This is a genomic window from Methyloversatilis sp. NSM2, from assembly GCF_038066675.1.
Classification (GTDB): Bacteria; Pseudomonadota; Gammaproteobacteria; order Burkholderiales; family Rhodocyclaceae; genus Methyloversatilis; species Methyloversatilis discipulorum_A.
The window spans coordinates 15934-37803 of the sequence record NZ_JBBUKV010000017.1 but is presented as its reverse complement, the minus strand read 5'-3'; the positions used below and the strand labels follow the sequence as shown (position 1 = coordinate 37803).

The 21870-nt window shown below is 68.4% G+C and carries 27 protein-coding genes; 13 read left to right on the top strand and 14 right to left on the bottom strand.

Going from position 1 to position 21870, the window contains the following annotated elements:
* Position 1 precedes the first annotated feature (1 nt).
* From WJU27_RS19095 to rsxA, 10 genes are all read right to left on the bottom strand, one after another.
* Complete coding sequence (locus WJU27_RS19095) at positions 2–1258, bottom strand: putative Na+/H+ antiporter (protein WP_341423110.1); 1257 nt, start codon at positions 1256–1258, stop codon at positions 2–4.
* 85 nt (positions 1259–1343) lie between these two features.
* On the bottom strand, positions 1344–2150 hold the full coding sequence (locus WJU27_RS19090) for an ankyrin repeat domain-containing protein (protein WP_341423109.1): 807 nt from the start codon (positions 2148–2150) through the stop codon (positions 1344–1346).
* A 41-nt stretch (positions 2151–2191) separates the two neighbouring features.
* Positions 2192–3814: a nitroreductase family protein gene (locus tag WJU27_RS19085; protein ID WP_341423108.1), complete on the bottom strand. Its 1623-nt coding sequence runs from the start codon at positions 3812–3814 to the stop codon at positions 2192–2194.
* Positions 3804–4085 carry an RnfH family protein gene (locus tag WJU27_RS19080; protein WP_020165950.1) on the bottom strand — a complete coding sequence of 94 codons (282 nt, stop codon included), beginning with the start codon at positions 4083–4085 and terminating at the stop codon, positions 3804–3806. Before WJU27_RS19080 ends, WJU27_RS19085 begins: the two co-directional genes overlap by 11 nt.
* A gap of 21 nt (positions 4086–4106) precedes the next feature.
* Positions 4107–4784 (bottom strand): electron transport complex subunit E, encoded by a 678-nt coding sequence (locus tag WJU27_RS19075; protein WP_020165951.1) that lies wholly within the window; start codon positions 4782–4784, stop codon positions 4107–4109.
* Positions 4784–5419: an electron transport complex subunit RsxG gene (rsxG, locus tag WJU27_RS19070; RefSeq protein ID WP_341423107.1), complete on the bottom strand. Its 636-nt coding sequence runs from the start codon at positions 5417–5419 to the stop codon at positions 4784–4786. Before rsxG ends, WJU27_RS19075 begins: the two co-directional genes overlap by 1 nt.
* The gene (locus tag WJU27_RS19065) at positions 5416–6489 is read right to left on the bottom strand and encodes an RnfABCDGE type electron transport complex subunit D (RefSeq protein ID WP_341423106.1); all 1074 of its coding nucleotides are present in this window, start codon (positions 6487–6489) and stop codon (positions 5416–5418) included. Before WJU27_RS19065 ends, rsxG begins: the two co-directional genes overlap by 4 nt.
* Positions 6486–7988 carry an electron transport complex subunit RsxC gene (gene rsxC / locus WJU27_RS19060; protein ID WP_341423105.1) on the bottom strand — a complete coding sequence of 501 codons (1503 nt, stop codon included), beginning with the start codon at positions 7986–7988 and terminating at the stop codon, positions 6486–6488. Before rsxC ends, WJU27_RS19065 begins: the two co-directional genes overlap by 4 nt.
* Before the next feature lie 3 nt (positions 7989–7991).
* On the bottom strand, positions 7992–8528 hold the full coding sequence (locus tag WJU27_RS19055) for an RnfABCDGE type electron transport complex subunit B (protein WP_304003420.1): 537 nt from the start codon (positions 8526–8528) through the stop codon (positions 7992–7994).
* A gap of 28 nt (positions 8529–8556) precedes the next feature.
* Positions 8557–9147 (bottom strand): electron transport complex subunit RsxA, encoded by a 591-nt coding sequence (gene rsxA / locus WJU27_RS19050; RefSeq protein WP_019916661.1) that lies wholly within the window; start codon positions 9145–9147, stop codon positions 8557–8559.
* Between the two features lie 302 nt (positions 9148–9449).
* On the opposite strand from rsxA, the gene WJU27_RS19045 reads away from it, so the two are divergent.
* From WJU27_RS19045 to WJU27_RS18990, 12 genes are all read left to right on the top strand, one after another.
* A complete protein-coding gene (locus tag WJU27_RS19045; protein WP_341423104.1) occupies positions 9450–10658 on the top strand; it encodes an IscS subfamily cysteine desulfurase in 1209 nt (402 codons plus the stop codon).
* Between the two features lie 37 nt (positions 10659–10695).
* Complete coding sequence (iscU, locus tag WJU27_RS19040) at positions 10696–11100, top strand: Fe-S cluster assembly scaffold IscU (RefSeq protein ID WP_020165958.1); 405 nt, start codon at positions 10696–10698, stop codon at positions 11098–11100.
* Positions 11101–11111: 11 nt separating this feature from the next.
* Entirely contained in the window at positions 11112–11492 is a 381-nt protein-coding gene (gene erpA / locus WJU27_RS19035; RefSeq protein WP_341423103.1) for an iron-sulfur cluster insertion protein ErpA, read from the top strand.
* A gap of 10 nt (positions 11493–11502) precedes the next feature.
* A complete protein-coding gene (gene iscA / locus WJU27_RS19030) occupies positions 11503–11826 on the top strand; it encodes an iron-sulfur cluster assembly protein IscA (RefSeq protein WP_019916657.1) in 324 nt (107 codons plus the stop codon).
* 31 nt (positions 11827–11857) lie between these two features.
* Complete coding sequence (hscA, locus tag WJU27_RS19025) at positions 11858–13729, top strand: Fe-S protein assembly chaperone HscA (RefSeq protein WP_341423102.1); 1872 nt, start codon at positions 11858–11860, stop codon at positions 13727–13729.
* The gene (gene fdx, locus WJU27_RS19020; RefSeq protein WP_296813162.1) at positions 13726–14058 is read left to right on the top strand and encodes an ISC system 2Fe-2S type ferredoxin; all 333 of its coding nucleotides are present in this window, start codon (positions 13726–13728) and stop codon (positions 14056–14058) included. Before hscA ends, fdx begins: the two co-directional genes overlap by 4 nt.
* Before the next feature lie 653 nt (positions 14059–14711).
* Complete coding sequence (gene nifV / locus WJU27_RS19015) at positions 14712–15851, top strand: homocitrate synthase (protein WP_341423101.1); 1140 nt, start codon at positions 14712–14714, stop codon at positions 15849–15851.
* Positions 15848–16669 carry a serine O-acetyltransferase gene (gene cysE, locus WJU27_RS19010; protein ID WP_341423100.1) on the top strand — a complete coding sequence of 274 codons (822 nt, stop codon included), beginning with the start codon at positions 15848–15850 and terminating at the stop codon, positions 16667–16669. Before nifV ends, cysE begins: the two co-directional genes overlap by 4 nt.
* Positions 16662–16994, top strand: coding sequence for a nitrogenase stabilizing/protective protein NifW (nifW, locus tag WJU27_RS19005; protein ID WP_020165964.1), 333 nt, complete (start codon positions 16662–16664; stop codon positions 16992–16994). The genes cysE and nifW overlap by 8 nt, the downstream gene beginning before the upstream one ends.
* A gap of 15 nt (positions 16995–17009) precedes the next feature.
* On the top strand, positions 17010–17459 hold the full coding sequence (locus WJU27_RS19000; protein ID WP_020165965.1) for a hypothetical protein: 450 nt from the start codon (positions 17010–17012) through the stop codon (positions 17457–17459).
* A gap of 22 nt (positions 17460–17481) precedes the next feature.
* Entirely contained in the window at positions 17482–17805 is a 324-nt protein-coding gene (locus tag WJU27_RS18995) for a (2Fe-2S) ferredoxin domain-containing protein (RefSeq protein ID WP_020165966.1), read from the top strand.
* On the top strand, positions 17802–18290 hold the full coding sequence (locus tag WJU27_RS18990) for a hypothetical protein (protein ID WP_341423099.1): 489 nt from the start codon (positions 17802–17804) through the stop codon (positions 18288–18290). The genes WJU27_RS18995 and WJU27_RS18990 overlap by 4 nt, the downstream gene beginning before the upstream one ends.
* Here WJU27_RS18990 and WJU27_RS18985 read toward each other — a convergent pair whose 3' ends face one another.
* The 3 genes from WJU27_RS18985 to WJU27_RS18975 are packed head-to-tail and all read right to left on the bottom strand — an operon-like array spanning position 18291 to position 20791.
* A complete protein-coding gene (locus WJU27_RS18985) occupies positions 18291–18893 on the bottom strand; it encodes a DUF938 domain-containing protein (protein ID WP_341423098.1) in 603 nt (200 codons plus the stop codon).
* Positions 18890–19426 carry a GNAT family N-acetyltransferase gene (locus WJU27_RS18980; protein WP_341423097.1) on the bottom strand — a complete coding sequence of 179 codons (537 nt, stop codon included), beginning with the start codon at positions 19424–19426 and terminating at the stop codon, positions 18890–18892. The genes WJU27_RS18985 and WJU27_RS18980 overlap by 4 nt, the downstream gene beginning before the upstream one ends.
* Before the next feature lie 18 nt (positions 19427–19444).
* Positions 19445–20791 (bottom strand): (Fe-S)-binding protein, encoded by a 1347-nt coding sequence (locus tag WJU27_RS18975; RefSeq protein ID WP_341423096.1) that lies wholly within the window; start codon positions 20789–20791, stop codon positions 19445–19447.
* A gap of 108 nt (positions 20792–20899) precedes the next feature.
* Between WJU27_RS18975 and WJU27_RS18970 the strand changes: the two genes are divergently transcribed.
* Positions 20900–21133 carry an FmdB family zinc ribbon protein gene (locus WJU27_RS18970; RefSeq protein ID WP_019916645.1) on the top strand — a complete coding sequence of 78 codons (234 nt, stop codon included), beginning with the start codon at positions 20900–20902 and terminating at the stop codon, positions 21131–21133.
* A 173-nt stretch (positions 21134–21306) separates the two neighbouring features.
* On the opposite strand, the gene WJU27_RS18965 is transcribed toward WJU27_RS18970, so the two are convergent.
* Complete coding sequence (locus WJU27_RS18965) at positions 21307–21486, bottom strand: nitrogen fixation protein NifQ (RefSeq protein ID WP_341423095.1); 180 nt, start codon at positions 21484–21486, stop codon at positions 21307–21309.
* Between the last annotated feature and the right edge of the window lie 384 nt (positions 21487–21870).

Here is a 21870-nt window from a genome sequence, read left to right as displayed (position 1 = left end):
CTCAGAGCAGCTGGAAAGCCAGGATGGCGACGATGGTCGGCGGCAGCGCGGTCACGAACAGGCCCAGGGGATTGATCGCCTCGTCGTCGAAATGGCCGCGCAGGATCGCGAAACCGGCCGGATTGGGCGCGTTGGCGATCACCGTCAGCCCACCGCCGGTCACGGCACCGGCTACCAGCGAGTACTTGAAGGCCTCGTCCGTGCCCTCGACCAGCGAACCGAGGTAGGTCAGTGCGGCGTTGTCGGTGATCGCGGTCAGCGCGGTGGCGCCGAAGTAGAGCGCCGTGCTGTCCATGCCGGTCAGCGCGGCCTGCAGCCACCCCTGCTGCAGCGCCCCCAGCGTGACCAGGCCGGCGAGGAAGAAGCCCACCATCAGACCCTCGCGCAGCATCAGCCGGTCGTGGTAGTGCCGGTAGGCCTCGGCCACACCGAGGAAGAGCAGGAACAGTCCGACGAACACCACCGGATGGTGCGCGAAGTAAACGATGCCGGCGAGAAACAACACGTGCAGAAGCATCAGTGAGCGCGGCACGGTGCGGTCGCTGTTGCGCGTATCCACATGCAGCGACTTCAGCTCGCGCGCGAACAGCAGCGTTGCCACGCCGGCGTTGACGAACACGGCGATCGCCGACTTCCAGCCGAAGTGGCCGAGCATGTACCACATGTCCCAGTTCCACTTGCCGGCCACCATCAGCACCGGCGGCGCGGCGAAATGCGTGAGCGTGCCGCCGATCGACACATTCACGAACAGCGCGCCCAGGGTGACGTACTTCAGGCGGTGCGAAATCTTCCGGCTGTAGACGTTGTCGCGCAGCATCAGCGCCGCCAGCGTCATCGCCGCCGGCTCGGTGATGAAGGAGCCGAGCAGCGGAAGCACGGACAGGCAGACGAAATGGAAGGCGACGCTGTCGGGCGCCGGGATGTAGCGCGCCAGCATGCGAGCGCCCGCCTTGCACAGTTCGAGCACCGGCCGGCTGGCCGCCACCACCATGATGACGAACACGAAGGCCGGCTCGGTGTAGTCCAGCGCTTCCAGATAGCCGGCCGCACTGCCGGCACCACCGGTGAGCGCCATGAAGGCCAGCAGCACGAAGGCCCAGAAGCCGAACACCACTTCGACCTCGCCGAGCAGATGCCAGATGCCGGCGCGACCGGGCTGCAGATGTGCGAGGTGCTCGAAATACCGGGTCAGGAAGGTGTGTGCGACGGCGACCGCGAACAGCGCAGTGCCGACCGTCTGGAGCGTGCCCGGAGTCATCGGGAGTCCTTGCTTCGGCTGGGTTGGAATGAAGGCGCGCGCAGGCGTCGTGCGGTGACGCCGGGAGCTGCCTTGGTCGGGGTGCTCATGCGACGGTGTGCCGCAGCAGCTGCAGGCATTCGACGGTCGAGGCAAGATCGGCGGCGAGATAGTCGTCGTCGGTGCGCAGCAGCGGGTCCGCCCCCAGATCGAGCAACAGGGCCAGCATCGCGTGCCTGCCGCTCGACGCGCAGTACATCAGCGTGGTGGCACCGGTGTCGTTGCGGTTGTCGAGGTCTATGCCGGCGCCGGCCAGCGCGCGCACGACATCGACGTTGCCGCCGACACAGGCCAGCCACAGCGCGTTGTTGCCGTCGGCGTTGCGGCAGCCGACGTCGGCGCCGGCCGCCAGCAGTTCGTCCACCAGTGCCGCCTCGCCGTCGAGCGCGGCGCGCATCAGCGGCGTCAGTCCGTGCGCGATCGCGCCATCGAGATTGCGCGGGTCGAAGCCATTCGATTCGATCAGCGCGCGCAGCGCCGGCGATGCGTCCGGCGGCAGCGCACAGCCGTCGCGGCCGACCGCCAGCCGGTCGAGCGCATTGGCCAGCGGCGCGTGGCCACCATCGACGCTGTACACCTCGGCGTAGCGGAAATCGCTGAAGCGCTCGGCCCAGCTCTGGCTCGCGTTGCCGTGATAGCAGTAGATGAGCACCGGCGTCGGCCGCGCCACGGTCTGCAGCACATCGCCGAACACGGCGTCGCTCAGGTGGCGTGCGCCGTCGATGTGGCTGCGCTCGAAACTGGCGCGGTCGCGCGTATCGAACAGCGCCAGCGCCGGCAGCCGGCCGCTGCGGTGGCGGGCGATCACGTCGGCCGCCTGAGCGGCGGAAATGCGGCGGTAGGTCGTGCTCACTGTTCAGCCCTCCGGCCGATGCGCCGACGTCCTGACGGACCTCATGCGGCCATCGGCTCCTGTTCGGCGCCCGCGTAGGCAGGCGTGGTTTCGATGCGAGCGTCGTCGATGGCACGCCCCATCGTGAAGTGATAGATCGTTCGGAAGCGCTCGTCTTCGAGGCCGAGCAGCTCGTGCACCGCGTCGTCGAAGAAGCAACCGATGCCGGTGCCGCGCAGCCCCAGCGCTTCGGCTTCGGCATAGAGCTGCTGGCCGATCAGGCCGGCCTGACGGTGCAGCGCGCGGTAGGCGGCCGGCGATGCTTCAAGTGCGGCATCGAATTCGCACAGCATGCCGAGCGCGAAACACGAGGTCGATGCGATGTCCTGATGGCAGTGCAGGCTGCGCGCCAGCCGGGCCAGCGCGGCCGGCGCCATCGTCGCGAGCAGTCGCAGGTCGCTGCGCAGTCCGTCGACCGGCGTCAGCGGATACAGCGGCGCCAGCAGCGGCAGCACGCCACCGTCCGCCGGACCGCGCGGCAGCAGATAGACGCCGGGCGCTACCCCCGCGACCCGGTGCACGAACAGCAGCAGATCGATCCGGCGCTCGTCGGGCAGTGCGTCCCAGGGTGCGGCGCGGCAGGGCCGAAGACGCTCCAGCACGCCGTCGAATTCGTCGCGCGTCATCATGTGTCGGCCGTCGAAACGCTGCGCACTGCGCCGGCCGAGCAGCACATGACCGACCGAGCGGCCGCACGGCGCCGCCACCGCGCGCGACTGCGCCGGCAGCTCACCGCGCGGCAGCGCATCGCGCGTCGCCTCGGCGATGTCGTCGATCACCGGCCAGCGGTACATCGGATGCGCGTCTATCGTGCTCGCGCGCCCGTGCCAGCGCTCGACCGTGCGCACCGGCAGCGGCCCGGGCAGATGGCCGATGCCGACCCCGAACAGCAGTTCGGCCTCTTCCACTTCGGTGGCCTGGTCACGCCGCGCCGGGAAATCGGGCAGGCGATCCAGCCCCAATGCAGCCGCCAGCAGATCAACGCGTACCGGCTGCACGGCGAGCGACCAGCCGAGCACGGCCGCCGCGTTGCGCAGTGCGGCCGTCGCGTGGCCGACGTCGAGCTGGCAGTAGCGGAAGGCGCGTTCGCCGTACTTCCATGCCTCGCGCCACATGACCGAACTGAGCGCGAGGTGCAGGCCGGGCGCGCCACCGGGCTCGAAGGCGGCGCGCAGTTCCAGCGCGTGCACTTCGGGCAGGTAGTGCCAGAGGCCATCCTCCAGCCCCGGCACGCCGACTGCGAACAGCCAGCCCTCGACCGGGTGCAGATTGCCGCTGGACGGATTGGCGCGCACCGCCCAGCGGTCGGGCCCGGTCGACTTCCAGGCGGTCAGGCCGAGAGCCAGATGCAGCAGCGCACCCAGTGCGGACAACGTGCAGGGCAAGGGCGGCAGACCGGTGTCGAGCATGCGCCAGTCCAGACGCAAGCGGGCGGTGACCGGACTGTCGTCGTCGGTGGCCAGCGGCAACGCCACCCGCGGCGCGCCTTCGTAGTGGCGGAACGGTGATGGCTGCGCATCCCAGTCCAGCGTTTCCGGGCCGGCAGCGTAGCCGGCAAAGCGGTGGATGGTGCGACGGTGGTAATCACGCACGCGGCTGCGTGCGCGCACGGCTTCATTCGTCATCGTCGTCATCGGCACCGTTGCGCCGCGGCACCGTTTCCGGGTCGCAGATGATGGGGCGATAGATTTCGATGCGGTCGCCCGGTCGCAGCGCAGCGTCCTTCTTCACCACCTTGCCGAACACGCCCACCTTGGCCCTGTCGATGTCGATGTCCGGACAGCGTTCGAGTATTCCGGAGCGCAGGATGCCTTCGGACACCGTGCAGCCGTCCGGCACCTCCACCTGCATCCACACACGGTCGGTCGGCCCGACCCACGCCACGCCTATCTTCATCGCGTCGCCCTCATCCAGTCGTCATTGCGCAGCCGGCGCCGGCACGCCAGCCGGCTGCCGCGATTCCGACCAGTGCTGCAGACGGCGCCGCGCGGCGATCAGCAGCCCCAGCACGAGGAAGCCGCCGGGCGGCAGGATCATGAACAGCGCCCCGGCGTCCGCCACCTTCGTTTCGAGAAAGGCGAACTGCGGACCGAGCAGCAGCGACGCGCCCGCGAACAGCGTGCCGGCACCGGTCACCTCGCGCACCGCGCCCATCAGCGTCAGCGCCAGCGTGAAGCCCAGCCCGGTGGCCAGCCCGTCGAACGCCGACAGCGCCACCGCGTGACGCGACGCAAAGGCCTCGGCCCGACCGAGCACCGCGCAGTTCACGACGATGAGCGCGATGAAGATGCCGAGCACCTTGTACAGGTCGTGGAACCAGGCGTTCAGACACAGATCGACCAGCGTCACCATGCCGGCGATGAGCACGATGAACACCGGGATGCGGACCTCGTCGCTGACCCAGTGCCGCAGCGACGAGATGAGCACGTTCGACATCAGCAGCACGGCGGTCGTCGCCAGCCCCATGCCGAGTCCGTTGGTCGCGCTGCTGGTCACCGCCATGGTCGGGCACAGGCCCAGCATCTGGCCGAGCACCGCGTTGTTGTCCCATACGCCGTCACGCATGACGGCCTTCACGTTCGGGCTGTCGCTCATCACTGTCCTCCTCCGGCGGGCGCCGCGTCGCCGATCAGCTCGGCCCGGTGTGCGGCGAAGAATTCAAGTCCCTTCCTGACCGTACCGACCACCGCACGCGGCGTGATGGTCGCGCCGGCGAACTGGTCGAACACGCCACCGTCCTTCTTCACCGCCCAGCGGGCCGGCTCCGGCTGCTGCAGCGACTTGCCGTCGAAGGAGCGTATCCAGTCGTTGCGTGCGACTTCTATCTTGTCGCCCAGACCCGGCGTCTCGGTGTGCTTGGTCACGCGCACGCCGACCACGCGGCCGTCGACGTCGACCGCCATCAGCAGCACGATGCGGCCGCCATAGCCGTTGCCCGACATTTCGTACAGCACCGCCCGCAGCGCGCCGCCCTTGCGCGCCCGATGCACGGTCAGCGCAGCGCCGTCGGGGCCGGCCAGCTGCTGCGTATCGGTCAGCAGATTGTTGTCCGCGTAGCCGGCCGGCAGGATCTGTTCCAGCTGCTGACGGGTGTCGTCGGCAGCCGCCTGTTCGATGCGCTCGGCGGTCGCGCTGTGACTGAACGCGAGCACCGCGGTGGTCACCAGCATCACCACACCGAGCGACAGGCCGGGAAACCAGACGGTATCGGGTAGGCGTCGTTCGCTCATCGCGGAAGCTCCTGCACGCGTCGCGCCGGCAGCGACTTGCCACGGATGCTGCGGCCGAATATGCGTGGCCGCGCCCACAGGTCGAACACCGGGGTCACCGCATTCATCAGCAGCACGGCGAAACCCACGCCCTCGGGATAGCCGCCCCAGGTGCGGATCAGCCAGGTCAGCAGGCCGGCGCCGAGGGCGAATATCCACTGCCCGAACGGTGCGCTGGGCGAGGTGACGTAGTCGGTCGCGATGAAGAAGGCGCCGAGCATCGCGCCGCCCGACAGCAGGTGGGCCAGCGGCGGCAGATAGTGGTCGGGCGCAATGCCATGTGCGATCGCCGCCGGCAGGCACAGGCCGGCCAGGAAACCGAGCGGTATGCGCAGGCCGATCACGCGTTTGGCCACCAGGAACAGTCCGCCCAGCAGCACCCACAGCGACGCGGTCTCGCCGAGGCTGCCGGCGCGTTCGCCGGACGCGCCCTGAGCGGTGGCGAAGCCGGACATCGCCTCGGCCAGTACCGTGCCGCGTCCCAGCTCCGTCTTCACGTTGCCGAGCAGCGAAGCGCTGGTGTAGGCGTCGGGCACGCCACCTGACAGGCCGATGTGCACCGCCTGCATCAGATCTGTACCCTGGCTCAGCATCTGCGGATTGACCCACTGCGTCATCAGCACCGGGAAGGACACCAGCAGCACGGTGCGCCCGACCATGGCCGGGTTGAACACGTTACAGCCGAGACCGCCGAACACCTGCTTGGCGATCACGATGGCGATGACGCCGCCCAACGCGCCCAGCCACCAGGGCGCCCACGGCGGCATCGACAACGCCAGCAGCCACCCGGTCAGTGCCGCCGAGCCGTCGAACAGCACCGGCATGACGCGCCGCCCGGCCCAGCGCAGGCACAGCGCCTCCGACAGCACGCAGGACAGCACGGTCACGGCCCACAGGCAGAAGGCCGGCCAGCCGAACTGCCAGAAGCCGGCCAGCGTGGCCGGCAGCAGCGCCAGCATGACCAGGCCCATGATCTGGCCGCTGGTGCGCGAAGCCACCGCATGCGGTGACGCATGTATGGGGGTGTTCATGCGGTGGTCTCCTTGCGGGCCGCTTCGGCGGCGGCCGCCGCCGCCGTGCGTTCGGCCTTGCGCCGGGCGTGTGCCTCGGCCTTCTCGCGCGCTTCCTGCTCGACGCGGGCAGCGCGCGCCTCGGTCAGTTCACGCACCCGGTCGAGCTTGCGGCCCTCGCGCTCACGCGCCCACAGCTCGCCCTTGCCGTGGTTGAAGTACTGCACCAGCGGAATGCGCGACGGGCAAACGAAGCCGCAGGCACCGCAGGTGAGGCAGTCGCCCAGGCCGATGTCCTCGGCGCGGCCCAGTTCGTTGGCGTGGATGAGCGCCGCCATGTCCAGCGGCATCAGCCCGACCGGACAGGCACTCACGCAGCTGCCGCAGCGTATGCAGGCGCTCGGTTCGCGCTCGCCGACCTCGGCGGCAGTCAGCGCCAGCGCGCCGCTCGATCCCTTGACCACCGGCGTGTCGATGTCCGGCACGCCGACGCCCATCATCGGACCGCCGACCACCACCCGCGCCGGCGCGCCACGCAGACCGCCGCAGCGTTCGAACAGCCAGGACAGCGGCGTACCCAGACGCACACGCAGATTGCGCGGCGCCGTCACCGCGCCGCCAGCCACGGTGACCACGCGTTCGGTCAGTGGCTCGCCGTAGCGCAGCGCGCGCTGCACGGCGTAGGCGGTGCCCACGTTGTGCACGACGATGCCGACGTCGGCGGCGCGACCGTCGGCCGGCGCCTCGATGCCGGTCAGCGTCTGGATAAGCTGGCGGTCAGCGCCCATCGGGTAGCGGCTGGGAATGCGCACCACCGACACCTCGGGGAAGGGGTGGGCGGCCACCTTCATCGCCGCAATCGCCTCCGGCTTGTTGTCCTCGATGCCCACCAGCACGCGCTGTGCGCCGGTCGATCGCATGATCAGGCGTGCGCCCTCGATGATGTCGGCCGCGCATTCCTGCATCAGCCGGTCGTCGCAGGACAGATAGGGCTCGCATTCGCTGCCGTTCAGGATGACGGTGTCGATCTGGCTGCGCCGTCCCAGCTCCAGCTTGACCGCCGACGGAAAGCTAGCGCCGCCGAGACCGACGATGCCCGCTGCGGCAACGCGGCGCGTTATCTCGTCCGGCGCCAGCGTGATCGGGTAGGGCTCGGCGTGCCGCTCCGTCCATTGATCCAGCCCGTCGGGATGCAGCGTGATTGCCGGCCCCCCCAGACCGGCCGGATGCGCCATCGAGGCTTCGCCGATGGCGGTGATGACGCCGGAGGTCGGTGCGTGCAGCGGCGCCGAAATGCGCCCTCCGGCTTCTGCGATCAGCTGGCCGCGCAACACGGTGTCGCCGATCTTCACCACCGGCCGGGCCGGTGCACCGGAGTGCTGCGACAGCGGGATCACCAGCGCCGGCGGCAGTCCAGCGTCGACGATATCCAGTGTCGCCGCGGGAAACTTATGGCTGTCAGGATGCACGCCCCAGCGCTGGAGCAGGCGGCGTATCGGCGGAATGACGATGTGTGCCATGGCTCAGGCCGCCAGCGCCGGTTTCGGCATCACCCAGGTACCCACCGTCAGCGGCAGCGGCTGCATCGTGATGGCGCCGGTCGGGCACTTCTCGGCGCACTGGTTGCAACCGGTGCAGGCGTCCTCGAACACGCCGTGCAACTGCTTCATCGCGCCGATGATGGCGTCCGACGGACACAGCCGGTAGCACTTGGTACAGCCTATGCACAGCGCGTCCTCGATCACCGCGATCAAGGGCACGTCATCGACCTCGTCGGCGTCGAGCGCGATGCCCAGGTGCTCGGCGATGGCCAGCGCCACCACCTTGCCGCCCGGCGGGCAGCAGGTCGGCGACGCGGTGCCGGCGACGATGGCCTCGGCCGCACCGGCGCAGCCCGGAAAGCCGCACTGGCCGCAGTTGGCGGCCGGCAGCATGTCCTCGACCTCCTTCACCCGGCTGTCGCCTTCGACGGCAAAGCGCCGGGCCGCCACACCGAGCACGATGCCGAGCCCGGAGCCGATCGCAGTCAGACTCATGACCGCGGTAATCATCTGTTCCATCGCGCTACCTCCCGTTCGGTGCGGCGCATCAGCCGCCGCCTGCCGGCACCAGGCCGGTGAAACCCATGAAAGCCAGCGCCAGCAGGCTGGCCGTGATGAAAGCGACCGGCGGTCCGGCGAAGGTCTGCGGCACGCGCATCAGCGCCAGTCGTTCGCGCAGGCCGGCGAACAGGATCATCACCAGCGTGAAGCCGGCACCCGAGCCGAAGCCGCCGAGCACGCTCATGCCGAGGCCATGACCGGCCTGCGCGTTGAGCAGCGGAATGCCGAGCACCGCACAGTTGGTGGTGATCAGCGGCAGATAGATGCCGAGCACGCGGTGCAGGTCGGGCAGCGTCTTGTGCATGGCCATTTCGACGAACTGCACGACGGCGGCGATGACCACGATGTAGGCGAGGATGCGCAGGTAGCCGAGCCCGAAAGGCAGCAGCAAGGCGTGTTCGAGCGCCCAGGCGGCCATCGCCGACAGCGTCATCACGAAGGTGGTGGCCAGACCCATGCCGAAGGCGCTGTCGATCTTCTTCGACACGCCCATGAAGGGGCACAGTCCGAGAAAGCGGACCAGCACCACGTTATTGACCAGCACCAGGCCGATCAGGGTCATCAACACTTCGCTCATGGCGACCTCCTGACCGGCCTCAATGCATGCGCTGTGCCAGATGACGTCGTCACGGGTGGTGAGTGCCCGGCGCGGCGAGCCGCTGCTGTTGTGATCGCACGCGACCCGCCCCCGCGCGTACACGTGCGCATGCATGCGTGCGCGGCGACCGCGTCGGCAACGCGACAAACTCGACAGGCGCTGTCGCGACAGCCGGACATGCGTCGGTCGAAAATCCACAAGTGGTTGATCCAGATCAATTTTCAAAACCGGCCCGCAACTTGCTGAGAGGGATGCAACCCCCTCATGCAGGAGAAGCCGACATGAATCGCCCGATCTATCTGGACTACGCCGCCACCACCCCGGTCGACCCGCGTGTGGTGGGCAAGATGATGCCCTGGCTGTTCGACAACTTCGGCAATCCGGCCAGCCGCTCGCACGCCTATGGCTGGGCGGCGGAGGAAGCCGTCGAACTGGCGCGCGAACAGGTGGCCGCGCTGATCGGTGCCGATCCGCGCGAAATCGTCTGGACCTCTGGCGCGACCGAGTCGAACAACCTGGCGATCAAGGGCGCGATGCAGTTCCACGCCGACCGCGGCAGGCACGTGGTGACCCTGAAGACCGAGCACAAGTCGGTGCTCGACACGGTGCGCGAACTGGAACGCAGCGGCTGCGAAGTGACACTGCTCGACGTGCAGGAGAACGGCCTGCTCGACATCGAGGCCTTCCGCGCCGCGCTGCGGCCCGACACCGTGCTCGCCTCGGTCATGTACGTGAACAACGAGACCGGCGTCATCCAGGACATCGCCGCGCTGGGCGCGATCTGCCGTGAGAAGGGCGTGCTGTTCCACGTCGATGGCGCGCAGGCCACCGGCAAGGTGGCCTTCGACCTGGACGAACTGCCGGTCGACATGATGTCGCTGTCGGCGCACAAGACCTACGGCCCGAAAGGCATCGGCGCGCTCTACGTGTGCCGCAAGCCGCGCGTGCGCATCGACGCCATCATCCACGGCGGCGGCCACGAGCGGGGCATGCGCTCGGGCACGCTGCCGACACACCAGATCGTCGGCATGGGCGAAGCCTACTGGCTCACGCGCGAGAACATGGGCGCCGAGAACGAACGCATCCGCATGCTGCGCGACCGCCTGCTGAACGGGCTGAGCACGCTCGACCAGGTGTTCGTCAATGGCGACATGGAACGTCGCGTACCGCACAACCTGAACATCAGCTTCAACTTCGTCGAAGGCGAATCGCTGCTGATGGGCATGAAGGACATCGCGGTGTCGTCCGGTTCGGCCTGTACCTCGGCCAGCCTGGAACCGTCCTACGTGCTGCGCGCGATGGGCCGCAGCGACGAACTGGCGCACAGCTCCATCCGCTTCTCGATCGGCCGCTTCACCACGCAGCAGGAGGTGGACTCGGCAATCGAGCAGGTGTCGACCGCGGTGCGCAAGCTGCGCGAACTGTCGCCGCTGTGGGACATGCACAGCGCCGGTATCGATCTGTCGACCGTCCAGTGGGCTGCCCACTGAAGGTCACCCTTCCACACTGACTTTGCGGAGAACCACCATGGCATACAGCGACAAGGTGCTCGATCACTACGACAACCCGCGCAACGTCGGGTCCTATGCGGCGGACGACGAAGGCGTCGGCACCGGCATGGTCGGCGCCCCGGCCTGCGGCGACGTGATGCGGCTGCAGATCAAGGTCGGCGCCAACGGCATCATCGAGGACGCCAAGTTCAAGACCTACGGCTGCGGCTCGGCCATCGCATCGAGCTCGCTCGTGACCGAGTGGGTCAAGGGCAAGACGCTGGACGAGGCACTGGCGATCAAGAACACCGAAATCGCCGAAGAACTGGCGCTGCCGCCGGTGAAGATCCACTGCTCCATCCTCGCCGAGGACGCGATCAAGGCCGCCGTGGCCGACTACCGCACCCGGCAGACCGCCCCCGACACCGTCGAAGCCGCCTGAAAGGACACGCCATGAGTTCGCTTGCCGAAAGTACCGTCGCCCCGGCCACCACCCTGCCCCTGCCCTCGCCGATCAAGTTCTGCGAAGCCGCCGCGGCAAAGGTCGCCGACCTGATCGCCGAAGAAGGCAACCCGGCGCTGAAGCTACGCGTCTATGTCACCGGCGGTGGCTGTTCCGGCTTCCAGTACGGTTTCGCCTTCGAGGAAGGCGTCAACGAGGACGACACGCCCATCGTCACCGACGGCGTCACGCTGCTGGTCGATCCGATGAGCATGCAGTACCTGATGGGCGCCGAGATCGACTTCGAGGACGGTCTGGAAGGCTCGCGCTTCGTCATCCGCAACCCGAACGCGACCTCGTCCTGCGGCTGCGGCAGCTCCTTCTCGATGTGAGGTGACGGACATGACCATCACGCTCAGTGAAGCGGCCGCGCGCCACGTGCAGAAAAGTCTGGTCAAGCGCGGACAGGGCGTCGGCCTGCGTCTCGCGGTCAAGACCAGTGGCTGTTCCGGCCTCGCCTACGCGATCGAGTTCGCCGACGCGCTGCAGCCGGAAGACATCCAGTTCGCCAGCCACGGCGTCACGCTGCTGGTCGACCCGAAAAGTCTGCCCTTCCTCGACGGCACCGAACTCGATTTCGTCCGCGAAGGCCTGAACGAAGGTTTCAAGTTCAACAACCCCAACGTGAAGTCGGCCTGCGGCTGCGGCGAAAGCTTCGGCGTCTGAGCTCGCACCACGCACACCGGAGTACGCCAACATGGCCCTGCTGCAGATCGCCGAACCGGGCATGAGCGCCGCCCCCCACCAGCACAGGCTGGCCGTGGGCATCGACCTGGGCACCACGAACTCGCTGGTCGCGACCGTCGCCAGCGGGCTGTCCCGCGTGCTGCCGGACGACGACGGCCGCATGCTGCTGCCGTCCGTGGTGCGCTATGTCGAGGACGGCATCGTGGTCGGACACGCGGCGCAGTCGGCGCAGACCGAAGACCCCTGCAACACCATCGTTTCGGTCAAGCGCTTCATGGGTCGCTCGCTGGCCGACATCGACGCGTCCGCCACGCCCTATGCACTGGTCGACACGCCGGGCATGGTCAGCCTCGACACCCGCGCTGGCGTGCGCTCCCCGGTCGAGGTGTCGGCCGAAATCCTGCGCACCCTGCGCGACCGGGCTGAGGCCTCGCTCGGCGGCGATCTGGTCGGCGCCGTCATCACCGTACCGGCCTATTTCGACGACGCGCAGCGCCAGGCCACCAAGGACGCGGCGCGTCTGGCCGGCCTCAACGTGCTGCGCCTGCTCAACGAACCTACTGCAGCCGCCATCGCATACGGTCTCGATCGTGCCGCACACGGCACTTTCGCGATTTACGACCTGGGCGGCGGCACGTTCGACATATCGGTCCTGAAGCTGTCCCAGGGCATGTTCGAAGTGCTGGCGACCGCGGGTGATGCCGCGCTCGGCGGCGACGACTTCGACCACCGGATCGCCGACTGGCTGCGGCAGCAACTGGCACTCGCAGCGCCTTCCGCCGGCGAAACGCGCATGATGCTGGCGCGGGCGCGTAGCGCCAAGGAAGCGCTGTCGAGTGCCCCGGTAACAAAGATTTCACTGACGCTCGACGACGGTCGCTGCTTCTCCTTCGACCTGTCGCGCGAGCAGTTCGAACTGCTCACCGGCGACCTGGTAGTACGCAGCATGGCGCCGGTGCGCCGCGCCCTGCGCGATGCCGGGGTCGCCGCCGACGAGGTCGACGGCGTGGTGATGGTCGGCGGCTCGACACGGATGCCGCAGGTGCGCGCCGCGGTACGCAAGCTGTTCGGTCAGGAGCCGCTGACCGATCTCGACCCCGATCAGGTGGTGGCCATCGGTGCCGCCATTCAGGCCGACGTGCTGGCCGGCAACAAACCGGCCGGCGAGGAAAGCTGGCTGCTGCTCGACGTATGCCCGCTGTCGCTCGGTCTGGAAACGATGGGTGGCCTGGTCGAGAAGGTGATTCCGCGCAACTCGACGATACCGGCGGCACGCGCACAGGAATTCACCACCTACAAGGACGGGCAGACCGCGATGGCCATCCATGTCGTGCAGGGCGAGCGCGAACTGGTGAGCGATTGCCGCTCTCTGGCGCGTTTCGAATTGCGCGGCATCCCGCCCATGGTGGCCGGCGCGGCGCGCATCCGCATTACCTTCCAGATCGACGCCGACGGCCTGCTGTCGGTGTCGGCGCGCGAACAGACCAGCGGTGTGGAATCCCATATCGAGGTCAAGCCCTCTTACGGGCTGAGCGACGCGCAGATCGCCGACATGCTGATCGACGCCTACGGCAAGGCCGACAGCGACATGGCCGCACGCATGCTGCGCGAGGCGCAGGTCGAGGCGCGCCGTCTGGTCGACGCCACCGAGGCGGCACTGGCCGAGGATGGTCACGCACTGCTGACGCACGACGAGTTCGTCGCCATACAGGCCGCGATGTATGCACTGGCCGAGGCGCTCGAAGCCGGCGACGACAGCACGAAGCTCAAGCTGCTGAGCGAGGCGCTGAATGCCGCCACCACCGAGTTCGCCGGCCTGCGCATGAACGCCGGCATACGGCGCGCACTGTCGGGCACCCGCGTGTCGGAGCTGCAATCGTGAGCACGCTCACCGTACTGCCGCATCCGCAGCTATGCCCGGACGGCGCCCGCATCGAGGTTGCCGCCGGCACCTCGATCTGCGACGCGCTGCTGGCGCACGACATCGCGATCGAGCACGCCTGCGAGAAGGTCGCCGCCTGTTCGACCTGCCACGTCTATGTGCGCGCCGGCGCCGCCTCGCTCAACGAAGCGGACGACGACGAGGAAGATCAGCTCGACGACGCCTGGGGCGTTCAGCCCGCCTCCCGCCTCGCCTGCTGCGCCCGCCTCGGCAGCGCCGACGTCACCATCGAACTGCCGCTGCACACGCGCAACCTCGCGCGCGAGTAAGCAGCCCCCTGCCAGCAAGGGTTCTGTGGGAGGGGTCTTCTGACCCCGACAGCAGCCTGGATCGAAGCCGGCGAACCTCAGCGGCCGCATCGCGGCCAAGGCCGCTCCCACAAAGGCATGCCCTGTCGGTGGCACGAGCGAGGGTTCTGTGGGAAGGGTCTTCCGACCCCGATAGCAGCCTGGATCGAAGCAGACGAACCGCAGCGGCCGCATCGCGGCCAAGGCCGCTCCCACAAAAGCATGCCCTGTCGGTGGCACGAGCGAGGGTTCTGTGGGAAGGGTCTTCCGACCCCGACAGCAGCCTGGATCGAAGCAGACGAACCGCAGCGGCCGCATCGCGGCCAAGGCCGCTCCCACAAAATATTCCCTGTCGACGGCACGGGCGAGGGTTCTGTGGGAGGGGTCTTCCGACCCCGACAGCAGCCTGGATCGAAGCCGGCGGACCGCAACGGCCGCATCGCAGCCTGTATCGAAAACCCAAGGCAGAGCACCTGTTGCAAACGGGACATTCACGACAGCCTCGCCACGGGCGACGGACATGTCGCATGCGCGACATCGTGACACGCGCGAAACCTCCATCAACATCAATCACTTGCATCCCGCCATTACCGTGGCACAGCGCTTGCTGAATGCTCTGCAGGAGGTCCGACGACATGGCAGCCGCATTCATCATCAACGACACCACGCTGCGCGACGGCGAGCAGACGGCCGGCGTGGCCTTCACCGCCGACGAGAAGTGCGCGATTGCGGACGCCCTCGATCAGGCCGGTGTACCGGAGATGGAAATCGGCATCCCGGCCATGGGCGCTGCCGAGATCGACGTGATCGAACGCATCGCGACACTCGGCCTGAACGCGCGACTGATGGTGTGGGCGCGCATGACGGACAGCGACCTCAAAGCCGCGCTGCGCTGCCCGGTGGACATCGTGCATATGTCGCTGCCGGTGTCGGACCTGCAGATCGCCGGCAAGCTGCGGCGCAACCGCGACTGGGTAATCGAGCAGATCCGTCCGCACGTCGAGCGCGCACTCGATGCCGGCGTCGAGGTGAGCGTCGGCATGGAAGACGCATCGCGCGGCGACATCGACTTCCTCTGTCGCGTCGCGGAAGAGGCGCAGATGGCCGGCGCACGCCGCATCCGCATCGCCGACACGCTGGGCATACTCGACCCCTTCGGCACCTATGTGCTGGTGTCGCAGCTGCGCCGGGCGGTCGATCTCGAAATCGAGATGCACGCGCACAACGACCTCGGCCTGGCCACCGCCAACACGCTGGCCGCCTTCCGCGCTGGCGCGACGCACGCCAACACGACAGTGAATGGCCTCGGCGAACGCGCCGGCAACGCGCCGCTGGAAGAGGTGGTGATGGCGCTGCGCCACATCCACGGCATCGACAGTGGCGTCTCGTCGCAGTCGCTGCTGCCGATCTCGCGCCTGGTCGAACGTGCCTCCGGGCGCGCCATCGCCGCCAACAAGAGCATCGTCGGCGACGCCGTGTTCACGCATGAGTCCGGCATCCACGTCGATGGCCTGATCAAGAATCCGCGCAACTACCAGAGCTTCGACCCGGCCGAACTGGGGCGCGCCCATCGTCTGGTGCTGGGCAAGCATTCGGGCTCGCACGCCGTGCTGGAAGCCTGTGCGCGGCTCGGGCTGTATCCGTCCGACGTGGAGGTCGCGCACATCATCGAGCGCATCCGCGCCTACGCGACGGCCAACAAGCAGTCGCCGGATGCCACGCAACTGAAGGCCTTCTACCTCGAAGCGGCGCAGCCGCTGCCGGAGGCGTCATGAGCGGCGAACAGGGCACGGCGGGCGCGCTGTCGCCGGCCCCAGCAGCCGTACCCGGGCTGTTCGCGATGCTGCGCGAGGACGTGAACTGCGTGTTCGACCGCGACCCGGCGGCGCGCAACAAGCTCGAACTGCTCACCATCTATCCGGGCATACAGGCGCTGGTGGCGCACCGCTTCGCGCACGCGATGTGGCGGCGCGGTCTGCGCTACCTGCCTCGCCTGCTGTCCTTCCTGTCGCGCCTGCTCACCAATGTCGACATCCACCCGGGCGCGCGCATCGGCCGCCGTTTCTTCATCGACCACGGCGCCTGTGTCGTGATCGGCGAGACGGCGGAGATCGGCGACGACGTGACGCTGTACCACGGCGTCACGCTGGGCGGCACGACCTGGAATCCGGGCAAGCGTCACCCGACGCTGAGCGACGGCGTCGTGGTCGGCGCCGGCGCCAAGATACTTGGACCGATCACCGTCGGCGAGCGCGCGCGCGTCGCCGCCAACTCGGTGGTGATCGAGGACGTGACGCCCGGCATGACCGTGGTGGGCATCCCCGGCCGCATGGTGCTGCCGAAGAGCCAGCGCCGCATCACCGCCGGCGGCATCGATCTCGACCACCACCAGATGCCGGACCCGGTGGGCAAGGCCATCGCCTGCCTGCTCGAACGCATCGCCGACCTCGAGCGCGACGTCGTGCGCCTGGCCGGCGAGCGCAGCACCGCCCAGGGCATCTGCAGCGACTGCGACGACACCTGTTCCCAACCCGCTTTCGACGGCAGCACCCACGCGGCCGCCGCACACATAGGAGTGACCCGTCATGGATGATCTGACCCAGCGCCTGGCCAAGCTGTCGTCGGCCGAAGATTTCCTCGAGTTCTTTGCGCTGCCCTTCGACCAGGGTGTCGTCAACGTGAACCGCCTGCACATCCTGAAGCGCTTCTACCAGTACCTGCGCAGCGAGAAAGGTCTGGCCGACGGCGACGAGGGCGTGGTCTATGCGCGCTACCGCGGCCTGCTGTCGCGCGCCTATGAGGACTTCGTGAAATCCACACCGGCGCAGGAAAAGGTGTTCAAGGTGTTCCAGGAAGCGGACGGTCAGCAGCGCGTGTCGCTCGACAGCCTGCGCGCCACGCTGCCCTCGGTCGCCTGAGCGGGAGGACACACCATGCACGACAGCGACATGTTCCTTGCCAGCGTCAACGCGCTCGAAAGCGAAGCGGCGCTGCATTACGAAAAGGCTGCTCGGCACGCGCTCGATGCGGGCGACACCGAGCTCGAAGCCTTCTTCCACAATCTGGCCGAGCTGGCGCGCATGGAGGCGCACGAGGCGCTGTCCGGCAAGCCGCTGCCGGTGGCCGCCAACCTGCCGCGCATCCGGCCGATCGAGATCGAGAAGCCGCGCACCGCCGTGAAGGTGATCAGCGACGAAATGCTCGACCTGCACATGGCGCTTGAACGTGCGCTGGACCTGAAGCGGCGCAGCCACAGCTACTACGCAATGATGGCCATCCTCGCGCCCGACCCCGGCCTGCGCAAGATGGCGCGCGCCTTCGAGCACGACGACGCGGCCCATCTCGGCGAGATCGAACGCTGGATCGCCCGCCTCACCGCCTGACCCCCATCCGGAGAACCGCACCATGCCGAAGCCGCAGAAACACGTTTTCGTCTGTTCGCAGCAACGCCCGCCGGGCCACCCGCGCGGCTCCTGTGCGCACAAGGGCGGCACCGAGGTGCTGCAGACCTTCTGGGCGGAACTGCAGAAGCGCAACTGCTTCGACCGCGTCGCCATCACCTACTCCGGCTGCCTTGGCCCGTGCGACCAGGGCATCAATGTCGTGGTCTATCCGGACGCGGTGATGTACTCGAACGTGAGCAAGGACGACGTCGGCGAAATCTTCGACAGCCACCTGCTCGGCGGCGCGCCGGTCGAGCGCCTCTTGGCACCGGAGATGGTCTGGTGAATCTGTTTACCGGCGAAACGTCGGACGAGTACTTCGGCGGCACGGTGCCGCAGTCGGTGCGCCGCCTGTTCGACGAGGCGGCCGGCGCGCCGCCGCAGCGCATCGAGGCGCTGCTGTGGACGGCGCAGGCGAGCGCACCGGAATGTCTGCCGGTGTACTACCTGCTGTACAAGTTCCACGCCGGTCGCCGGCAGTTCGATCTGGCCGAGAAGGCCGCCACCCGCGGCATCACGGTGGCCGGCCGGCAGGCCGGGCTGGACGCCGACTGGCGTCGCGTGCAGCCCGGCGACGCCGATTTCGCCGCCACCGGCCCGGCGCGCTTCTGGCTGTTTAGCCTGAAGGCGCTGGCTTTCATCTGCCTGCGCAGCGGTCGCAGCGACGATGCGCGCGCGCTGGTCGAGCACATCGGCCGTCTGGATCCGACGCACGGTCTCGGCGGCGAAGTGATCGCCTCGCTGCTCGACGGCAGCACCGGCGCACGCTGATCAGCGCGCAAACACCAGACAGCGGTTGTTGGCCGGCATCTCCTCGTCGGCACGCAGCGACAGCCCGGCCAGCCGCGCCAGCGCCTCCACCGTTTCGAAGTCGCGTATGCCGCGATGCGGCGCACCCTCGCGCAGCGAGCGATCGAAGGCCGCGTTGCTGTCGCTGGTGAAACGGCCGCCGTAGTTGAACGGGCCGTAGATGACAAGCGTGGCCGACGGCGCGAGCACCGTCGGCAGCGCGGCGAACATCTTCTCGACTTCGTGCCAGGCCATGATGTGCAGCGTGTTGGCGGTGAACACCGCATCGAAATGCGCGACCGGCCAGCGGCCGCAGACGTCGAGTTCGAACGGCGGCGGCGTGTTCGGCAGCGCCGCCTCGTCCAGCCACATGCGCAGACCGGGCAGCGCGTCGGCGCGCTCGCTGCACTGCCACTGCAGGTACGGCAGTGCAGCGGCGAAATGCACCGCGTGCTGGCCGGTTCCGCTGCCGATCTCCAGTACCTGACGATGCCCGGCGAAATGCACGCGCAGGCGTTCGAGAATGACGTCGCGGTTGCGCTCGCACGACGGCGCGAACGGCTTTTCGGTCAGTGAAGGATTCATCTGCGCACTTTCGCATGAAGCAGCACGTCGCGCGGCTCGGGCGACAGATTGGGGTGCAGGATATAGCGGCCGAGCCGCGCCTCCAGCGGCAGGCCGGCGCGCGCCAGCGTGCGCGACGAACGTTCGTTGTCGGCATCGCAGACGGCATCCACGCGGCACACCGCCGCATGACTGAATGCTTCCTCCACCAGCGCCTGCAGCACCTCGCAAGCCAGCCCCTGCCCCCACAGACGGCGCGCCAGCGCGAAGCCCAGGCGCAGCGCGTGGCCCTGGCCGATCAGCTGGAACAGCCCGCCGGCCTCGCCGTCGTCGGCCAGCAGCACCCAGCTGCGGGCGACGTCGCGCTGCCAGCGCGCGAGCTCGTGCGAAATCTGCCGGCGCGTCTGCGTCAGTTCGGTATGCGTGGTCCAGCCAAGATAGCGCGTCACCTCGGCATCGCCGCTGATGCCGGCGAACAGCGCCGGCGCGTCGCCGGGCTGCGGCTTGCGCAGCCGGCAACGCACGGTGCGCAGTTCTTCCGGCCAGGCACTCATCGTCGGCTCATCACCGGCTCAAGGCGCGCGCAGCGCACGCTGCAGCACGCAGGCGATGTGCTCGCCCTCGCGCTGCGCGCCGTCGCGTATCTGGTGGCGGCAGCTGCTGCCATTGGCGATCAGCAGCGCGTCGGCCTCGAGCGCGCGCACCGCCGGCAGCAGCGCCAGCTCGGCCATGCGCATCGACATGTCGTGATGTTCCGCCTCGAAGCCGAAACTGCCGGCCATGCCGCAACAGCCGGATTCGATGAAATGGCTGTCCAGCCCGCGCACCAGTCCAAGCACCTTGCGCATCGCCTTCATCGCGCCGAAGGCCTTCTGGTGACAGTGGCCGTGCACTGCGGCGCGCGTGCCCGCCGGCAGCTGCAGGTCAAGCGCCAGCCGTTTGGCGTCGTGCTCGCGGGCGATGAACTCCTCGAACAGCAGCGCCGCCTTCGCCACCGGTGCCACGCGCTCACCGAGGCCCAGCGCGTGATACTCGTCGCGCAGCATCAGCAGACAGGACGGCTCCAGCCCGATCACCGGCATGCCGCGTTCGACCAGCGGCGCCAGTGCGTCGAGCAGACGGCCGGCTTCGCGTCGTGCGTCGGCGACCAGGCCCTGCGACAGCCAGGTGCGGCCGCAGCACAGCGGCGCTTCGCCGGCGGCAGGACGCACCACATGCACGCGACAGCCGGCGGCCACCAGCACATCGACCGCCGCTTCGGCGATCGCCGGATCGATGCGATTGGAGAAGGTGTCGACCAGCAGCGCCACCTCGCGCCCGCCCTCCGCACCGTAAGCCGGCAGCGTGTGCGGCGCGAGAAAGGGCCGCGCCGCGATGCGCGGCAGCGAACGCCGGCGGGCAATGCCGCTCACGCGTTCGATCAGCGCCCCCATCCCGGGCACTGTAGTGGCGAGCTGCCACGGCCGCTGCAGCCCGCGCATCAGCCCGAGCCAGCGCGGCAGCGTGGCGAACAGCCGCTCGCGCAGCGGCACCCGCCCCTGCGCCCGCCAGCGCTGGGCGCGCGCCTCCGTGCGCAGCAGTGCCATGTCGGTTCCGTTCGGGCACTCCCGCTTGCAGCCCTTGCAGCCGACGCACAGATCCATCGCCGCCGCCAGTTCGGCGCCGACGAAAGGATGCGTGCCCAGTTCGCCGTTCAGCGCCGCCTTCAGCGTCTGTGCGCGGTGGAAGGTCGAATGCACCGGATCGCCGGTGACGCGGAAGCTCGGGCACATGACGCCGTTGCCGTCGCGCTGGCACTGGCGGTTGCCGATGCACACCGACGCCGCCTTGCCGAAGCTGCCACCCTGCGCCGGCAGTTGCGCATAGGCGTCGCCGGCGCCGTAGCTGTCGTAGGCCGACCAATCGAGTTCTGTCTGCACTGTCGCTTCTCCGTCTGACGACGACTCCGTGCAAGACCGGTGCCAAGCCGCCCGCCCCGGACCTGTTCTTGCTTTTAGCGGATATCGATACCGAAACGGAGACCCGCCATGCCTCTGCACGACTTTCACTGTCGCAAATGCGACAAGACCTTCGAACGCCTGGTGCGAAGCGACACGCAGATCGTCTGCCCGGCCTGCGGCAGCGATCAGGTGGACAAGCTGCTGTCGGCACCCCAACCGCCGGGCCGCAGCAAAGCCATCATCGCGGCCGGCCGCGCGGCGGCGGCGCGCGAAGGGCACTTCAGCAACTACTCGGCGGCGGAGCGGGCGAAGGTGAAGTAGAGGCGGTGCCGGCAGTCCTGGGCGGCCTCAGCCGGCCGCTATCGCGAACACGCTCGCTCCCGAGAACCCTCCCTGGAAGCCCCTCGGGCGCGCTGTCGTGGGAGCGAGCTTGCTCGCGATGCAGCCTGTGCAGCGCGACCGCCTCGCTTCCAACTACCACAGTGGTCAGGTACTCAGTCCTCCGGACCGAAGCACACCGCGTAGTCGGTGCACACGCCGCAGCTGGGCGCCTTGCAGACGCGGATCTGCTCACGCTCGCACAGCTGCTTGTAGAGGAATTTCTTCCACTTCATGTCCTGCGTATTGCGCTCGGCCAGCGAGGTGAAGCGGCCGTGCATCAGTTCGGACAGCATGGCGGCGCGCCAGCAGGCGGCGTGTTTCCGATACGTCGATGCCGCACAGCGCTAGCGGTCGAGCTACCCCAAGGTGTGCACGTGGGCGACGCCTTGGCCCTGATCGCCCGCAAGATCGCGCGGTCCGCCGAAGATGTCGCCGCCGGCGAAGAAGTGCGAGACACGATGCCGGCCAGGCCTTGTCGCGTGGACTGAACGATCGTCCCCAACGGCACCATCGAATCGAGGCTAGGAGACTGACTCTGGGAGCCGCCATGAGGACAGGGTTATCGGAATGCCGAGGTGCGGTTCCGACCTGTCGCCGTGCAATGTAGATATCCGGTGCACGCCTCTCGGAGCGCCCACGGGCATGTCAGCACACCTCCATCGCACCTCTGGAAATGT

Coding starts and splice junctions, on each gene's coding strand:
- WJU27_RS19095 (WP_341423110.1), bottom strand. CDS start 1,258: ATGACTCCGGGCACGCTCCAGACGGTCGGCACTGCGCTGTTCGCGGTC.
- WJU27_RS19085 (WP_341423108.1), bottom strand. CDS start 3,814: ATGACGAATGAAGCCGTGCGCGCACGCAGCCGCGTGCGTGATTACCAC.
- WJU27_RS19080 (WP_020165950.1), bottom strand. CDS start 4,085: ATGAAGATAGGCGTGGCGTGGGTCGGGCCGACCGACCGTGTGTGGATG.
- WJU27_RS19075 (WP_020165951.1), bottom strand. CDS start 4,784: ATGAGCGACAGCCCGAACGTGAAGGCCGTCATGCGTGACGGCGTATGG.
- rsxG (WP_341423107.1), bottom strand. CDS start 5,419: ATGAGCGAACGACGCCTACCCGATACCGTCTGGTTTCCCGGCCTGTCG.
- WJU27_RS19065 (WP_341423106.1), bottom strand. CDS start 6,489: ATGAACACCCCCATACATGCGTCACCGCATGCGGTGGCTTCGCGCACC.
- rsxC (WP_341423105.1), bottom strand. CDS start 7,988: ATGGCACACATCGTCATTCCGCCGATACGCCGCCTGCTCCAGCGCTGG.
- WJU27_RS19055 (WP_304003420.1), bottom strand. CDS start 8,528: ATGGAACAGATGATTACCGCGGTCATGAGTCTGACTGCGATCGGCTCC.
- rsxA (WP_019916661.1), bottom strand. CDS start 9,147: ATGAGCGAAGTGTTGATGACCCTGATCGGCCTGGTGCTGGTCAATAAC.
- WJU27_RS19045 (WP_341423104.1), top strand. CDS start 9,450: ATGAATCGCCCGATCTATCTGGACTACGCCGCCACCACCCCGGTCGAC.
- iscU (WP_020165958.1), top strand. CDS start 10,696: ATGGCATACAGCGACAAGGTGCTCGATCACTACGACAACCCGCGCAAC.
- erpA (WP_341423103.1), top strand. CDS start 11,112: ATGAGTTCGCTTGCCGAAAGTACCGTCGCCCCGGCCACCACCCTGCCC.
- iscA (WP_019916657.1), top strand. CDS start 11,503: ATGACCATCACGCTCAGTGAAGCGGCCGCGCGCCACGTGCAGAAAAGT.
- hscA (WP_341423102.1), top strand. CDS start 11,858: ATGGCCCTGCTGCAGATCGCCGAACCGGGCATGAGCGCCGCCCCCCAC.
- nifV (WP_341423101.1), top strand. CDS start 14,712: ATGGCAGCCGCATTCATCATCAACGACACCACGCTGCGCGACGGCGAG.
- cysE (WP_341423100.1), top strand. CDS start 15,848: ATGAGCGGCGAACAGGGCACGGCGGGCGCGCTGTCGCCGGCCCCAGCA.
- nifW (WP_020165964.1), top strand. CDS start 16,662: ATGGATGATCTGACCCAGCGCCTGGCCAAGCTGTCGTCGGCCGAAGAT.
- WJU27_RS19000 (WP_020165965.1), top strand. CDS start 17,010: ATGCACGACAGCGACATGTTCCTTGCCAGCGTCAACGCGCTCGAAAGC.
- WJU27_RS18995 (WP_020165966.1), top strand. CDS start 17,482: ATGCCGAAGCCGCAGAAACACGTTTTCGTCTGTTCGCAGCAACGCCCG.
- WJU27_RS18985 (WP_341423098.1), bottom strand. CDS start 18,893: ATGAATCCTTCACTGACCGAAAAGCCGTTCGCGCCGTCGTGCGAGCGC.
- WJU27_RS18980 (WP_341423097.1), bottom strand. CDS start 19,426: ATGAGTGCCTGGCCGGAAGAACTGCGCACCGTGCGTTGCCGGCTGCGC.
- WJU27_RS18970 (WP_019916645.1), top strand. CDS start 20,900: ATGCCTCTGCACGACTTTCACTGTCGCAAATGCGACAAGACCTTCGAA.
- WJU27_RS18965 (WP_341423095.1), bottom strand. CDS start 21,486: ATGCTGTCCGAACTGATGCACGGCCGCTTCACCTCGCTGGCCGAGCGC.